This is a genomic window from Ancylobacter pratisalsi, assembly GCF_010669125.1.
In the GTDB taxonomy this organism is placed as follows: Bacteria; Pseudomonadota; Alphaproteobacteria; order Rhizobiales; family Xanthobacteraceae; genus Ancylobacter; species Ancylobacter pratisalsi.
The window spans coordinates 3,297,894-3,313,553 of the sequence record NZ_CP048630.1 but is presented as its reverse complement, the minus strand read 5'-3'; the positions used below and the strand labels follow the sequence as shown (position 1 = coordinate 3,313,553).

Sequence of the window (15,660 nt, the reverse complement as noted above, 5' to 3'; positions counted from 1 at the left end):
GCCATGGCGGCCTATGATGTCCTGTTCCAGCCGTTGCAGATCCGCAACCTGACGATCCGCAACCGCTTTCTCTCCACCAGCCACGAGCCCGGCTATGTCCTGGCCGGAGATATCACCGACCGCTACGTCGCCTATCAAGCGGAGAAGGCGAAGGGTGGCATCGGCCTGACACAGTTCGGCGGGGCGACCGCCGTCTCGGCGGAGAACTCGTTCTATTACGGCCAGATCAACGGCTCGGTGGACAAGGTCATCCCTCAATTTCGCAGGATGGCGGCCGCGATCCACCAGCATGGCGCACATTGCACGGTGCAGCTGACCCATGGCGGACGGCGCGAGCGCTGGGACCTCACCAACTGGCTACCCACCTTCTCACCCTCGCCACTGCGCGAGATCATCCACGGTACCTTCCCGGCGACGATGGAAGATCACGACATAAAGCGCACCATCGAGAACTATGCCGCGGCGGCGACGCGGGTGCGCGAGGGTGATGTCGACGGGGTAGAGATTTCCTGCCAGGCCGGCACGCTGATCGAGCAGTTCTGGTCGCCGGCGATGAACCACCGAACCGATGGCTATGGCGGCCCGCTCTCCAACCGTATGCGGTTCGGCCTCGACATCCTCGCAGCGGTGCGACGGCGGCTCGGCGACGATTATGTCATCGGCATCCGCATGCCGGGTGACGAGATGCTGAAGGGCGGCCTCACACAAGAGGACTGCCTCACCATCGCCTCCACCTATGCCGGCTCTGGTCTCATCGATTTTATCTCGGTGGTCGGCGGGCAGGCCTCCGACTACAAGTCGGAAGCGCGCATCTGGCCGACCATGTGGGTGCCCTCCGCCGCCCGGCTGCCGCTCGCCAAGGCGATCCGGGACGAGGTGCAGGGTAAGGTCAAGATCTTCCACGCCACCCGCATCACCGACGCCGCCACCGCCGAGCACGCGCTGAAGAGCGGGGCGGTGGATATGGTCGGCATGACCCGCGTCTTCATCGCCGACCCGCATTACGCCAACAAGCTGAAGGCGGGTGAGGAAGAAAACATCCGCCCCTGCGTCGGCGTCGGCTACTGCGTGGATCGCGCCATTCGCGGCATCGACGCACTCTGCGCCCACAATGTCGCGACCTCGCGCGAGGCGACGATCCCGCAAAACGTGGCGCCCGCCGCCGTGAAGAAGAAAGTGGTGATCGTCGGCGGCGGCCCGGCCGGCATGGAGGCGGCCCGGGTGAGCGCGCGACGCGGCCATGAGGTCGTGCTGTTCGAAGCCGGAGAGCAACTCGGCGGCCAGCTTCTTCTGGCCGCACGAGCGACCTGGCGGCGCGAGATTTCCGGCATCACCGCCTGGCTCGCCCGTCAGATGGAAATCCTGAACGTCGATGTGCGCCTCAACACCTTTGCCGAGGCCGACGAAGTACTGGCGGAGACGCCGGACGCGGTGATCATCGCCACCGGTGGCCTGCCAAATCTCGGCCGGTTCGAGGGCGTGGACCTTGCCGTTTCTGCCTGGGACGTGCTCTCCGGCCAGACCAGCGTCGGCGGCGTGGTGCTGATTGCCGACGAGAACGGCACCGCCTCGGTTGCCTCCACGGCGGAATTCGCCGCCGCGAAGGGCGCGTGTGTACACATCGTCACGCCTGACCGGGAATTCGGCCGCGAGATCGGCGGCACCAATCTGGGCGCCCACATGACCGAGCTCTACAAGCACGACGTGGCGATCGAGACCGATTCCCGCCTCGTCGCGCTTCGCCGCGAGGGCAACGGGCTGATTGCCACGGTGGAGAACACCTATAGCGAAAAGCGCCGCGAGATCCCGGTCGATCTGGTGATCGGCGACAATGGCACGCTGCCCAATGACGACGTCTACACCGCGCTGAAGCCGCTCTCGCGCAATCTCGGCGAGGTGGACCTGCGGGCGCTCGCCGACGCGCGCGAGCAGACCATCGTCAACAATGGCGAAGGCCGCTTCGTGCTCTACAAGGTCGGCGACGCCTGGTCGTCGCGCAATCTCCACGCCGCCATGCTCGATGCGGCGCGGCTGACCCACCCCCTGTGAGAAACGGCCCGGCGATGACCCAGACATTGACCCGCGGCGACATCACCTACCGCGTGATCGCGCTTGAGTACTGCCTGCCGCTGGTCGAAGGCTTCATCGCCGCCGGCACGAAATGGCATTCGCACGTTCTCTCGCCCGGCTGCACCTTCAATCCTTATGAGGGGCTCTACGCCATCGTGGTCGAGGATGATGGCGCGCATGTCGCCTATATCGCCCCGTCGCAAGGGTTTCCGGAGGTCGACAAGACCTTCGTGAAGATGCTGCATGGCGACGACATTCTCGACGAGGGCACGGCGAGGGCGGCCGATCCCGCCGAAGTGGCTGGCTCGGCGCTGCTGGCGCGGGTACGCGAAATCGACGCGCAGGGCGTGCACTGGCACCACCACATGAACTTCCCCGCCTGCGCCCTCAACCCGCATCGCGGCCACTGGGCGATCACGGTGGAGAGCGATGCGGGCACCTTCTCCGAGAGTTATGACGACGAGCCCAAGACGGTGCTACGCGAGATCGAGGTGATCTATTTCCGCAACCTCGCCGCCCGCAGCGCGTCGGATTGAGGCGGCACCTGTCAGGGAAGGTCCTTTATCAGAGCGTCCGCCCGCATCCGTCGGCGCGAACGTGATTCGCTGTAGAGCAGGAACAGCCCGGCCGTGGTGATGATGGCAGCCCCCAGCACGACGCGCTCCTTCGGCACGTCGCCGAACACCAGAATGCCGAAGCCGATGCCCCACAACAGCAGCGAATACTGGAACGGGGCGAGCACGCTGACCGGGGTGAGCTTGACCGAGCGGCTGATCAGCAGATGCGCCAGGCAGGCGACGATGCCGAGCAGCAGCAGAAGGCCGATATCGACGGCATCCGGTGGCGTCCACTGGAAGACGGCGAACACCCCGCCGCCGACCAGCGCCCCGAGCGCCTGGAGCGTGGCAAGTGCGGTATCGCTGGTCTTCACCAGCACCTTGTTCATCATCAAAGCGCCCGCATAGCAGAAGCTGCCGGCGAGCGCGTAGACGATGCCTGGTGAGTACACCGCGAAAGAAGGGCCGAGCGCGACCACCACGCCGCCAAACCCGGCGAGAATGGCCAGCCAGCGGCGCCAACCGACCCCGCCTCCTGGCAGGAGACTGGACATGGCCGCGACATAGATCGGGCCGGCCATGTAGAAGGTGAAGACATCGGCCAGCGGGAGATAGGCGACAGCGGCGTAGAACAGCGCTGTATCGCCCGTCGCCACGCCGACCCGCGCGAGTTGCAACCACGGGCGATCAATCCGCCCGACTCTGCGCCCGGCCCAAAGCATGGGTCCCAGCACCAGGAAGGCGCCGATGGAGCGGATCGCCAGAACCTGGCTGACGGCGAAGGTGCCGACCAGGATCTTCCCCATCGTGTCATTGAGGGCGAAGAAGAAATTGCCCAGCACCATAAAGGTGATGCCGATCCAGAACGCGTGGGCGTTGGTGGGGCTGATAAGGCGGTTGAAAAGAGACAGCATGGACCGTCAATGCGGGCAAGAGGCCGAGGGAGGAGAGAGCTACACCCGCCCTTGATCGCCGCCAAGCTCCGACGAGCGGCGACGGGCGGCACTCACCGCGCGGGCGACGATAGGGTCGACTCCCGCATCGCCCATGAGCTCGGCAAGCGCGGCGGCGGTCGTGCCGTTGGGACTGGTGACCTGCCGCCGCAGGGTTGCCGGATCCGTGTCGCCCTCACGGGCGAGCCGTCCAGCGCCATAGACCGTTTGCAGCGCCAGATCGCGGGCGAGATCGCCCGGCAGGCCCTCGGCAATCCCTGCCCGCTCCAGGCAATCGATGACGTGAAAGATATAGGCCGGGCCGGAGCCCGAAACCGCCGTGACCGCGTCCATCAAGGCCTCGTCCTCGATGAAGCGCACCCGACCGGTTGCGGAAAGCAGGCGCTGTGCCAGCTCGCGCTGGTCCGGCGAGGCTTGGCCATTCGCCACGCAGACCATCATGCCGGCGCCAATGGCGGCGGGCGTATTGGGCATGCAGCGGATGAGAGAGGCGCGGGTTCCGAGAGCCGCCTCCATGAACCCTAGCCCCACGCCCGCGGCCACGGAAATGACCAGGGCACCGCTTTCGACGAAGCGCCTAGCGTCAGGCAGGACCGTGTTCATCTGCTCTGGTTTGACGGCCAGTATCACGACATCGGGTGTGGGCGGGGCGGATACGTCGATCAACCCGGCCGATGTCGTGGCGCCGGCCGCTGCCGCGCGTTCGCGTAGCGGCGCGGACGGTTCGATGACATGCACGTCTATCCCGTCTGAGCCTGTCCGCCAGCCGACGACCAGCGCGTATCCCATATTGCCGCAGCCAATGAGAAGGACATGCACTTTCGCTCGCGCCTCCATGTAAGCCTCCACTATCAAGTCCGGGATGATATTTGTTATAACATACAATTGTCAGTGGCGAGGTGTTTTTGCTGACGTTGAGAAGGTTGGTCGACTTACCTCAGCGAGCGCGGCCTGACCCACGGCGTTTGTTGCCGCCACCCTGCATCGAACTTGAATCGCCCGAATTCCCGGAGGCCATTTGGTTTAGATCGCACCGTCATGGCTGGCACGTTCGGTATGGCGCAGGAGCGTTAGCTGTCGCCGACGCTGCCGACGAAGGGCTCTATCACAGCCTCGGCCATTCGCTCGGGTACGCTGACCTACTGCGAACCGCGGTCGGAGTGGATCAGGCCGAGACGGTGTTGCGGACACCACTCGTGCAGTGCCTTTTCCGGTACATGATGGACGACGCCGGCACCGGCGGTGCGGCTCACGTTGAATTGAGGGATGAAACTGTTAGGCGAAAGGACTGAATGCTGTGCATTGCATGAAAGGGGCTCGTTGAGTGCGCCGGTGATCGACTGTGATGTTCACGATGGTGCACTAAATACTGCTCCCCAAAGCCTACCCCAGCTTCGGTGAGCATCAAAAAAACTGATAAATATCAAAATGATACAGAGACTCATACGATGAGCCACAATAATTCCATGTCGATCACTCCGCTGTCCCCCGCGTGAGATGTGGTGAAAACATGGGTCAGTTCTCAATGGAAAAATCTGTCCCTGACGGGTCAACTCTCAATGAAAATCAACACGCGCGGGTCGTCCGCGACCCGCGCGTGTTGAGAGCTTCACAGGCGACCGCTTGTCGACGTGCCGGTACTTATCCGGGACGCGGCGGATCAGATGCCAAAAACACCGTCCTTACGCTGGGGAGACATGCCAGCCAGCCGCACCCCCAATGTAACCCTGTTTGGGTAACATAATGGATGATCAATTGGGGAGAGATAGGAAATAGCGCTTTTAAATCATCGCATTAACGAGAGGAGCGATGGAGCGGGCGAAGGGAATCGAACCCTCGTATGCAGCTTGGGAAGCTGCCGTTCTACCATTGAACTACGCCCGCTCAGGCCGGCGCACATTAGGGGGCGGGCGAAGCCACTTCAAGCCCCCGCGCACCCGGATTCACGGCCACGATCAGCCTGCCCCCAGGTACCTTCGAGGCCTATTCCGCGGGGCTATGCACGATGCCCGGCGCGATCTCCGCATGGGCGGTGTGATGGATGCGCCCGATCAGCGAATAGACGGCCGGTACCACGAACAGCGTCAGCAGCGTACCAAGCGACATGCCGCCGACGATGACCCAGCCGATCTGGGCCCGGCTTTCCCCGCCAGCCCCGGTTGCAAGGGCCAGCGGCAGCGCACCAAGAACCATCGCGCCTGTCGTCATCAGGATGGGACGCAGGCGCAGCGTCGCGGCCTCTATCACAGCAGCAACACGATCGAGGCCCGCTTCCTGCTGCTGATTTGCGAACTCGACAATAAGAATGCCGTGCTTGGTGATGAGGCCGACAAGGGTCACGAGGCCGATCTGCGAATAGACATTGAGTGTGCCGCCGGTGAAATAAAGTGCCGCGAGCGCGCCGGTCATGGAAAGCGGAACCGTCAGCATGATGATAACCGGATCGCGGAAGCTCTCGAATTGCGCAGAGAGCACGAGATAGATGAAGCCAAGCGCCAGCAGAAAGACCAGCAGCAGGCTCTGGCCGGAGGCGCGAAACTCCCGGCTCTGACCGGAAACATCCGTCTGAACGGTACGGGGCAGCACCTCGCTTGCCGTTCTCCCGAGATAGGCAAGCGCCTCGCCCTGTGAAAATCCCGGTGCGAGATTGGCGGAGATGGTCGCCGAACGCAGCTGGTTGAAACGCTTGAGCTCCTGAGGTGCAACCGTCTCGCGCACGCTGACAAGATTGGAAAGCTGCACCATGTCTCCGCTCGCAGAGCGCAGATAGATGGTGTCGAGGGTCGCGGGCGAGGCGCGGTCGCGCGCATCAAGCTGCACGTAGACATCGTACTGCTCGCCGCCGACCTCGAAGCGCGTCACCTGGCGGCCGCCGAGCAGGCTCTCCAGCGTCCGCCCCAGCACCGCGACATCTATGCCCAGATCGGCCGCCTTGGCTCGATCAATGGTGATGGATATCTCGGGCTTGTTCAGCTTGAGGTCGCTCTGGATGCTCGTAAGCCCCGGATAGCCTTCGATCCTTTCGAGAAAGCGGTCGACGTATTCGTTGAGCTCGTCATAGGTGCCCGAGGTCTGGAGAACGAACTCAATCGGCCGAGAGTTGTTGGAGGCCCCAAGCGAGGCCGGGTTATTGGCATAGGCGCTCACCCCGGCGATACGGCGAAGCTTCGGCGCTGTCTCGGCAACGATCTCCTGCTGGCGCCGATCCCGCTCATCCCAATCTTTCAGCCGGCCGATGATCAGAAAGCGGTGCACCTCGGGCAGGCCGTTGATGATCAGCACGCTGTCCATCTCCGGTATCTTGTCGAGGATGCCTTCCACCTGATTGGTGTAGCGCGTCGTGAAGGCCAGCGTCGAACCCTCCGGCCCACTTCCATTCACGCGTACAACGCCTCGATCCTCGACCGGCGATAACTCGGACGGGAGCGCATAGATGAGGATCCCGCTCACCCCCGCCACCAGAAACGCGACCAACAGCATGAGCGGACGCACCTTCAGCGACACGCCAAGCAGACGGCGGTAGCCATTCTCGACGCCGCAAAGACACCGTTCGATGAACGCGGAAACCCGCCCGGGATGGGCGTCATGCTTCAACAGTCGTGAGCACATCATCGGCGTCAGCGAAAGCGCGACGAAGCCGGAAATAAGGACCGCCCCAGCCAGCGTCAGCGCAAACTCGAGGAACAGCCGTCCGGTGCGGCCTGAGGCGAACGCCACCGGCGCATAGACCGCCGCCAGAGTCAGCGTCATCGCAACCACGGCGAAACCGATCTCGCGCGCGCCCTTGATCGCGGCGGGAATCGGTTTCATGCCGTGCTCGATATGTCGAAAAATGTTCTCCAGCACGACGATGGCATCATCGACCACGAGGCCAATGGCGAGAACGAGCGCGAGCAATGTCAGCGTGTTCACGCTGAAACCCAGCGCGTACATGATCGCGAAGGTGGTGATCAGCGAGATCGGTATCGTGACAATCGGGATGATCGACGCGCGCAGCGAACGCAGGAACACCACGATCACCAGCACCACCAGAATGACCGCCTCGAGAATGGTGTGGAACACCGAGCGAATTGAGCGGTCGATAAACACGGCGTTGTCGTTGCCAATCGTTGCCGTCATCCCCTCGGGCAGGCTCGCATTCACAGCCGGAAGGACATCACGCACGCCCGCGGAGACGTCGAGCGGATTGGCGACCGCCTGCTTGATGATGCCGACGATGACTGCTTCCCCGCCATTGAAGCGGCTGGAACGGCGCTGGTCCGCTGCGCCGAGTTCGACCTTGGCCACTTCCGACAGCTTGACCTGGGCACCGTCGGCTCGCTTGACGACGATGTCGTTAAACTGGTCAACCGTCGCCAATGCCGTGCGTGACAGCACGGTGAACTCACGGTCCGCGCTCTCGATGCGGCCAGAGGGAATCTCGACGTTCTGCGCCCGCAGCGAATCCTCGATGTCCTGAACCGTCAGATTGTAGGCAGCGAGACGCTCGCGATCGATCCAGACGCGCATCGCGTACCGGCGCTCGCCATAGATCTGCACATCGGCGATGCCGGTGAGATTCTTGAAACGGTCGATCACGTAGCGGTCGATGTAATCAGTCAGCTCAAGCGCGTTCATCCGATCCGAGCTGAACACGATGAACATGACCGGCTGAGCATCGGCCTCGACCTTTGAGATCACCGGTTCGTCGATTTCGTCCGGCAGGCGCTGGCGCACACGGCTCACACGATCGCGCACGTCGCTGGCGGCAACGTCCGGGTTGATCTCGGAGCGGAAGCGTACGGTGATGCGACTGGATTCCGACCGACTCGTGGACTCGAGCACATCGATGCCCTCGATGCCGGCGATGGATCCCTCAAGTACCTGCGTTACCTGGCTCTCAACGATGCTCGCCGAAGCGCCGGAATATTTGGTGACGACGGAAACGACCGGCTCGTCGATGTTCGGATATTCACGGACGGTGAGACGGCTGTAGGCGACGATGCCCACGAGCACCATGAGCAGACTGAGAACCGTGGCGAAGACGGGTCGGCGGATGCAGATTTCGGCGAGCCCCATGACCGCGTCTCAGCTCTGCGGGTCCGGTGGCCGACCAACCACCTCAACGGGCACATTGGGTCGCAACCGCGCCTGACCCGCCGTGACAACGCTCGCGTCGGCGACGATGCCGTCGGTGATTTCAACCTCACCCGCCAGCCTTTGCCCGAGCGTCACCTTCTTCTCGATCGCCTTCCCGTCCTCGACAACCCACACCAGACGCTCCTGGCCACGGGGCACGATGGCACTCTCGGGAACGAAGATCGCCGTGCGCGCATCCTGCCCCTTCAACAGCACGCGAACGAAGAGTCCGGGACGCAGCATGAGATCGGAATTTGGCAGCCGTGCCCTCACACTGAGCGCGCGGCCATTCACATCGATCAGAGGGTCGATCGCGTAGACTTCACCAGTGAACGTTTCGTTGGGTATCGCATCCACGCTGATCTGGACTTCCTGCCCCACGGCGACACTGCGCAGGTAGATCTCGGGGACTTTGAAATCGACCTTGAGCAGGTCGATCTTCTCCAAATTCACCAGTTCCGTGCCAACCGGAATGTACGCACCCACGGAGACCGAGCGCAGGCCCACGACCCCGTCGAACGGCGCCGTAATGGTGTGCTTGGCGATCTGCACACGCTGGGAATCGAGCAGTGCGTTGGCGGTGTTGAGCTCGGCCCGGGCTTCATCGAGCGCACGCTCCGTACCTGAACCACTCTTCTGGAGACGTTGAGCGCGGTCGTAGTTGGCCTTGGCCAGTTCCAGACGCGCTTCGGTCTCTTCAAGCGAGGCCTTGACCAGCGCCGCGTCGAGCACAACGAGCACGTCGCCCTGCTTGACGTGCTCGCCTTCGCGGAACGCGATCTCCTCGATGCGGCCGGAAACATCAGAGGCCACCTTGACGGACTCGTCCGACTGCAAGCTGCCGATTGCCCGGATATCGGTTGTCACCTGCGAGGCGCGGGCCGGAGAGACCTCGACGGGCACCCGCTGGGCGCCCGAGGCGCGGGGCTCGGGGGCCGCACGAGCTTCGTCCTTCACGGCGGCGAGGCCCGCCTCAAGCCAACCCTTCTGCTGCGCGAGGTAGCCCGCACCGCCAAGGACGGCCAGACAAAGCACAATGCCGAACCTGCGTCGCATAAGGGGTCCTCGCCAAGCTGAGCCCGAAGCATGGAAATCCATGTTGCGACACAGCAGAAGACGCGGGAAGTTCCAACTTAATTATCCGTCATATTCAGCCCGCCAGCATCACAAATCGGCAATAGGCGCCCCTGAGTACCGGATCGCCCGTGGGGCAACCCAGCAAGTACCTCTATTTAGGCATTTTTCACCATGACGTGACGCACGACCGTGTAGTCCTCCAGCGCATAGGCGGAGAGGTCCTTGCCATAGCCGGACTGCTTGAGACCGCCGTGCGGCATCTCGCTCACCAGCATGAAATGGCAGTTCACCCAGGTGCAGCCATATTGCAGGCGCGAAGCGGTCGCCATGCCCCTGCCGATATCCTTGGTCCACACCGAGGAAGCCAGTCCGTAGTCGCTGTCATTCGCCCAGCCTACCGCCTCGTCCACATCCGAGAAGCGTGTGACCGAGACGACCGGACCGAACACCTCACGACGCACGATCTCATCGGACTGCAACGCGCCGGCAACGACTGTCGGCTCGTAGAAGAAGCCCTTGCCGGAGGCGAGCTTTCCACCTGTCGCAATCTCAATATGATCGAGCTCGGACGCACGCTCCACGAAGGAGGCGACACGGGCACGCTGGCGGGAGGAGATCAGCGGGCCGATATCGTTCTCGCTGTCGTCGGCCTGGCCGAACTTCAGTCCCGAGACGGCGGACACAAGATCCGCTACCAGTTTCTCGTAGACCTTGCTCCCGGCGTAGATGCGGCAGGCGGCGGTGCAGTCCTGTCCGGCATTGTAGTAGCCGAAGATCTTCACGCCCTCGACCACGGCCTCGATGTCCGCATCGTCGAACACGATCACCGGCGCCTTGCCACCGAGTTCAAGATGCGTGCGCTTCACGCTTCTGGCCGCAGCGCCCAGCACCTTCTTTCCTGTGGCGATGTCGCCGGTGAGCGAAATCATCGCCACCTTGGGATGATTGATGAGCGCGTTGCCCACGCTCTCGCCGCGCCCCACCACGACATTCACCACGCCTTCGGGAAAGATGTCCGCAATGAGCTTTGCCAGCTTCAGCATGGTCAGCGGCGTCTGCTCGGATGGCTTGATCACCACGGTGTTGCCACCGGCAAGTGCCGGAGCGAGCTTCCATGCCGCCATCATCAGCGGATAGTTCCAAGGTGCGATCGACGCGACGACGCCAATCGGGTCGCGCCGGATCATGGACGTATGACCGGCCATGTATTCCCCGGCAACCATGCCGTGCTGGGTGCGGGCCGCGCCGGCGAAGAAGCGGAAGCAGTCCACGATGCCGGGAATCTCGTCGTTCAGCACCGCATGGCGCGGCTTGCCGCAGTTCAGCGCCTCCAGTGTGGCGAAGGATTCCGCTTCGGCCTCGATGCGATCCGCGAGCTTAAGCAGCATATAGGAGCGCTCAGCCGGCGTGGTCCGCGACCATGTCGTGAACGCCTTCTCCGCCGCCGTCACCGCTGCGTCGATCTGGTCCGGCGAGGCTTCGGGAAGCTCGATGAGCGTCTCCTCGGTCTTCGGATTCAGTACTGTCTCGGCCGTTTCCGTGCCGGCGACGAAATTGGAGCCGATGAGCATTTCTGTATCGGAAAGGGCATTCATTGGGACGTCTCCTATTTTCCGCCACCTGCCACCGCTTCGCCCTCGCGGGTCAGGTAGTAGGCGGCGAGAATGGGCAGGAAGGTCACGATAATGATGAGCACGGCGACGACATTGGTCACCGGCCGCTGCCGGGGCCGGATAAGTTCGGACAGCATCCATATCGGCAGGGTCGACTGCTGGCCGGCCGTGAAGGTGGTAACAATGACCTCGTCAAAGCTGAGCGCGAAGGCGAGCATTCCTCCGGCGAGCAGCGCCGTGCCGATGTTGGGCAACACGACGAGGCGGAAGGTCTGGAACGCATCGGCCCCCAGATCCATCGAGGCCTCGATCAGCGAGGGCGAAAGCCGGCGCAAACGGGCGACCGCATTGTTGTAGACGACGACGATGCAGAAGGTCGCGTGACCTATGACAATGGTCCAGAAGGAGAAGGGAATCTCCATCAGTCCAAAAGCCTGCCGGAGCGCGATGCCGGTAACGATGCCCGGCAGGGCGATCGGCAGTACGAAGAGCAGGGAAATCGGATCGCGCCCGAAGAACCGCGCTCGTGCCAGCGCACCGGCGGCGAGCGTGCCGAGCACAAGCGCCAGCAGGGTCGCGACAACGGCAACCCTGAGCGAGAGGCCAACGGCCGCCCAGATATCGGCCCGCTCCCACACCACGCCGAACCATTTCAGGGTGAAGCCGGGTGGGGGAAAGGCATAGCTCCGCTCTTCCGTGGTGAAGCAGTAAAGCAGGATGAACAGCAGCGGGATGTGCAGGAAGGCAAGGCCCGCCAGCGCGGCGATCTTGAGCGACAGTGAGGCGCGGGTCATGACCGCCTCTTCCGCTGTGCGGACCGGAAAGCCTCAAAGCGCATCGAACGCCCCCACGCGTTTGGCGATGGTGAGGAACGCCGCCATGACGAGGATCGGCACCAGCGAGAAGGCGGCGGCGAGCGGGATATTTCCCGCCGTTCCCTGCAGCGTGTAGACCGCCTGCCCCAGCACCAGCGCCGATGTGCCGATGATCTGCGGCACGATGTAGTCGCCAAGCGTCAGCGAGAAGGTGAAGATCGCTCCAGCCACGACGCCCGGCAGCGCAAGCGGGAGGATCACCGTGCGGAACACCACGCCCGGCGCGGCGCCCAGGTCCCCCGCCGCCTCGATCAGGTGAGGAGGCACCCGCTCCAGCGCCGCCTGCACCGGCAGGATCATGAAAGGCAGCCAGAGATAGGTGAAGGCCAGCACCATCCCGGTATAGCTGACCGACAGCGAGGGGCCGCCAACAACCGGCAGGGAAAGCCAGGTCTCCAGCAAACCGCCCAGTCCCAGACGTTCGGCGATCCAGCCGATGGCACCTTCCTTGGCCAGCAGAAGCTTCCACGCATAGACCTTGACGAGGTAGCTCGACCATAGCGGCATCATCACCGCCAGATAGAAGCCGGCTTTCACGCTCGGGCCGGCATAGCGTGCGGCGTAATAGGCGATGGGAAAGGCCAGCACCGCACACAGCGCCGTCACCGTCGCCGCGATTCCCACCGTGCGTAGCACGATGTCGAAATTGGCCGGCCGGAACAGCTCGATCAGCGTCGCTGTCGTCGGCTCGCGCACGATGGTCCCGGAGAATTCGTCGATCGAGAAGATCGACTGGCCGAGAAAAATGAACAGGCTACCGAGATAGATCAGGCCCAGCCAGAGAAGCGGCGGCAGCAGGAGAAGCAGCGTCAGAAGGCGCCCGTGCCGCACCAACGTGTCCGAAAGACTGCGAAGGAGCCCGCCGCGCGGCGCGGGCAGGTCGAAGCTCGCAAGGCTCATTCCTCGCCCTCCATCGGCTGGAGGGCGCTTACCGGCACGGTCAGACGGATCCCCTCTCCGATGGAGGCGCCTCCTGCGCCGGCCGGTATGGCGGCGACGAGGCGAAGCCCGTCGCTGGTGTCCACCGAGATACGACGGACCGCGCCCTGATAGGAGACGTCGAGGATGCGTGCCTCGACCACCCGCGCATCCTGCGGCGGCAGCTCCTGCCCTGACAGCAGGCGGATCTTTTCCGGCCGCAGGCTCGAGACCCGGCGGGCGCCCCCCAGCGCCGCGGCCTGTGCGGCATCCAGCACATTCGCGGAGCCGACAAACTGCGCGACGAACCGTGTCGCCGGGCGCTCATACACCTCTTCGGGCGGGCCTACCTGCACGATCCGGCCCTGGTTGAACACCGCCACCCGGTCGGCCATGGACAGGGCTTCGCCCTGATCGTGGGTCACAAAGACAAAGGTCAGACCAAGCTCGCGCTGGAGCGCCTTCAGCTCGGTCTGCATCTCCTCGCGGAGCTTGAGATCGAGCGCGCCGAGCGGCTCGTCCAGCAGCAGCACCCTGGGGCGCACGACCAGCGCACGCGCCAAGGCGACGCGCTGGCGCTGACCGCCGGAAAGCTGCGCGGGACGACGCGTCTCCATGCCGGAGAGTTTGACGAGGGCGAGAGCCTCGCGCGCCAGCCTGTCCCGCTCCGCCCGACCGACACCGCGCACGCGCAGGCCATAGGCAACGTTGTCGCCGACAGACAGATGAGGAAACAGCGCGTAGTCCTGGAATACGGTGTTCACGCCCCGCCGATAGGGCGGCAGGCCCTCGACGGCCTCCCCAAAGATCTCGATATGGCCCGCATCCGGCTGATCGAAGCCCGCGATCAGACGGAGGCAAGTCGTCTTGCCGGAACCGGAGGGTCCCAGCATGGCAAAGAACTCACCCGGCGCGATGGAAAGCTCCACGCCGTCCACCGCCCGGATCGCCCCGAAATGGCGGATGACGCCCTGAAAGCGGACGGCCGGGACGATGGGCTGGGTGTCGGCAACTACGCGCATGTCGATTCCACAGGCGATGGGCACGCCCCTTCGCAGGCTGTCATGCCGGGGAACGCGCCCCAGCCTCCAGGTCGTGCCATTCAAGGACTTTCAACGAACCGGAACGATTCCGGCCACGCAGCCGGGCCGCATGGAGCGCGCGATCAGCGCCCGCCAAGCACCGCGATGTAGTCTGACACCCAGCGGTAATAAGGCACGCAACCCTCGGCCTGCGTGGCACATTTGGAGACCGGGGTGCGCCAGAAGTGAATCTTCTCGAAATCACCCATTCCGTTGGTCGCGCACCCGTCCGGGCCGAGCAGTTCGTTGCCTTTGCAGGCGGCGGGTACGGCCGGCACCGAGCCAAACCAGGAGGCGAGGTCGCCCTGCACCTTCGGGCTGAGCGAGTGCTCCATCCACATATAGGCGCAGTTGGGATGGGCCGCGTCGGTGTGCATCATGGTGGTATCGGCCCAGCCGGTAGCGCCTTCGCTCGGGATGGTGGAGGCGATGGGCTGCTTTTCACCAACCAGAAGGTTGACCTGGAACGGCCAGGATGAGGAGGCGACAACGCCTTCATTGGTGAAGTCGTCAATCTGGATCATGGCGTCGTGCCAGTAGCGCTGCACGATCTTGCGCTGCTGGCGCAGCAGATCGAGCGCGGCTTTGTACTGTTCCTCGTTCAGCTCATAGGGATCCTTGATGCCGAGCTCGGGCTTGTGCGCCATTAGGTAGAGCGCGGCGTCGGCAATGTAGATCGGCCCGTCGAAGGCCTGAATGCGTCCCTTGTTGGACTTGCCGTCCGGCAGGGTCTGCTCCTCGAAGACCACGCTCCAGCTCTTGGGCGCTTCACCCTTGAAGGCTTCCGTGTTGTACATCAATACGTTAGAGCCCCACTGATAGGGCACGCCGTAATGCACGCCATCCACCGTGTGCCAGGGCGCGTTCTGCAGCCGGTCGTCGACGGTGCTCCAGCTCGGGATCAGCTTGGTGTTGATCGGGGCGACCTTCTTGCCCGCGATCAGGCGCAGGGACGCGTCGCCGGAGGCGGTGACGAGGTCGAAGCCGCCCTCGTTCATCAGCGCCACCATTTCGTCTGAGGTGCCGGCGGTCTTCACATTGACCTTGCAGCCCGTGGACTTCTCGAAATCGGAGACCCAGTCAAACGCCTTGTCGGTGTCGCCGCGCTCGATATAGCCGGCCCAGGCGACGATATCGACCTGGCCCTCGCCCTTGCCAAGCTCCTTTAATTCAGCAGCAACAACGGGTTGGATGGAAAGGGAGACGCAGGCGGCGAGCGCCGGCAGATGCAGATAACGGGTGACACGCGACGTCGGCATGATCGAATTCCCTCTGTCCTGCGGGCGCTAGCGGCCCTTTGACATGAGTGTGCCGTCCGCCCTGCCCTTGCGCCACACCAAAGAAAAGAACGCAGCCATCGGAAAAACCGATGAGTAATAACCGGGCGCTTTCCTCAC

General features: G+C 63.6%; 11 protein-coding genes and 1 tRNA gene. 2 read left to right on the top strand and 10 right to left on the bottom strand.

Annotation, left to right across the window (positions count from 1 at the left end):
- Positions 1-3: 3 nt before the first annotated feature.
- Together G3A50_RS15530 and G3A50_RS15525 are read left to right on the top strand one after the other, a co-directional pair.
- Positions 4-2,049 carry an oxidoreductase gene (locus tag G3A50_RS15530; protein WP_163076108.1) on the top strand — a complete coding sequence of 682 codons (2,046 nt, stop codon included), beginning with the start codon at positions 4-6 and terminating at the stop codon, positions 2,047-2,049.
- A 14-nt stretch (positions 2,050-2,063) separates the two neighbouring features.
- Positions 2,064-2,606 (top strand): hypothetical protein, encoded by a 543-nt coding sequence (locus G3A50_RS15525; protein ID WP_163076107.1) that lies wholly within the window; start codon positions 2,064-2,066, stop codon positions 2,604-2,606.
- Between the two features lie 11 nt (positions 2,607-2,617).
- On the opposite strand, the gene G3A50_RS15520 is transcribed toward G3A50_RS15525, so the two are convergent.
- The 10 genes from G3A50_RS15520 to G3A50_RS15475 all read right to left on the bottom strand — a co-directional run bounded on the left by G3A50_RS15520 (position 2,618) and on the right by G3A50_RS15475 (position 15,522).
- A complete protein-coding gene (locus G3A50_RS15520; RefSeq protein ID WP_163076106.1) occupies positions 2,618-3,541 on the bottom strand; it encodes a DMT family transporter in 924 nt (307 codons plus the stop codon).
- 39 nt (positions 3,542-3,580) lie between these two features.
- Positions 3,581-4,417, bottom strand: coding sequence for a pyrroline-5-carboxylate reductase (gene proC / locus G3A50_RS15515; protein WP_163076105.1), 837 nt, complete (start codon positions 4,415-4,417; stop codon positions 3,581-3,583).
- Positions 4,418-5,390: 973 nt separating this feature from the next.
- A tRNA-Gly gene (locus G3A50_RS15510) sits at positions 5,391-5,464 on the bottom strand.
- A 99-nt stretch (positions 5,465-5,563) separates the two neighbouring features.
- On the bottom strand, positions 5,564-8,638 hold the full coding sequence (locus G3A50_RS15505; RefSeq protein ID WP_163076104.1) for an efflux RND transporter permease subunit: 3,075 nt from the start codon (positions 8,636-8,638) through the stop codon (positions 5,564-5,566).
- A gap of 9 nt (positions 8,639-8,647) precedes the next feature.
- Entirely contained in the window at positions 8,648-9,733 is a 1,086-nt protein-coding gene (locus tag G3A50_RS15500; RefSeq protein ID WP_246251741.1) for an efflux RND transporter periplasmic adaptor subunit, read from the bottom strand.
- A 197-nt stretch (positions 9,734-9,930) separates the two neighbouring features.
- Complete coding sequence (locus tag G3A50_RS15495; protein WP_163076103.1) at positions 9,931-11,370, bottom strand: gamma-aminobutyraldehyde dehydrogenase; 1,440 nt, start codon at positions 11,368-11,370, stop codon at positions 9,931-9,933.
- 11 nt (positions 11,371-11,381) lie between these two features.
- Positions 11,382-12,182 (bottom strand): ABC transporter permease, encoded by an 801-nt coding sequence (locus G3A50_RS15490; protein ID WP_163076102.1) that lies wholly within the window; start codon positions 12,180-12,182, stop codon positions 11,382-11,384.
- Between the two features lie 33 nt (positions 12,183-12,215).
- Positions 12,216-13,163, bottom strand: coding sequence for an ABC transporter permease (locus tag G3A50_RS15485; protein WP_163076101.1), 948 nt, complete (start codon positions 13,161-13,163; stop codon positions 12,216-12,218).
- On the bottom strand, positions 13,160-14,176 hold the full coding sequence (locus G3A50_RS15480) for an ABC transporter ATP-binding protein (RefSeq protein WP_163077702.1): 1,017 nt from the start codon (positions 14,174-14,176) through the stop codon (positions 13,160-13,162). Before G3A50_RS15480 ends, G3A50_RS15485 begins: the two co-directional genes overlap by 4 nt.
- A 170-nt stretch (positions 14,177-14,346) precedes the next feature.
- Positions 14,347-15,522, bottom strand: coding sequence for an ABC transporter substrate-binding protein (locus G3A50_RS15475; protein WP_163076100.1), 1,176 nt, complete (start codon positions 15,520-15,522; stop codon positions 14,347-14,349).
- Positions 15,523-15,660 lie beyond the last annotated feature (138 nt).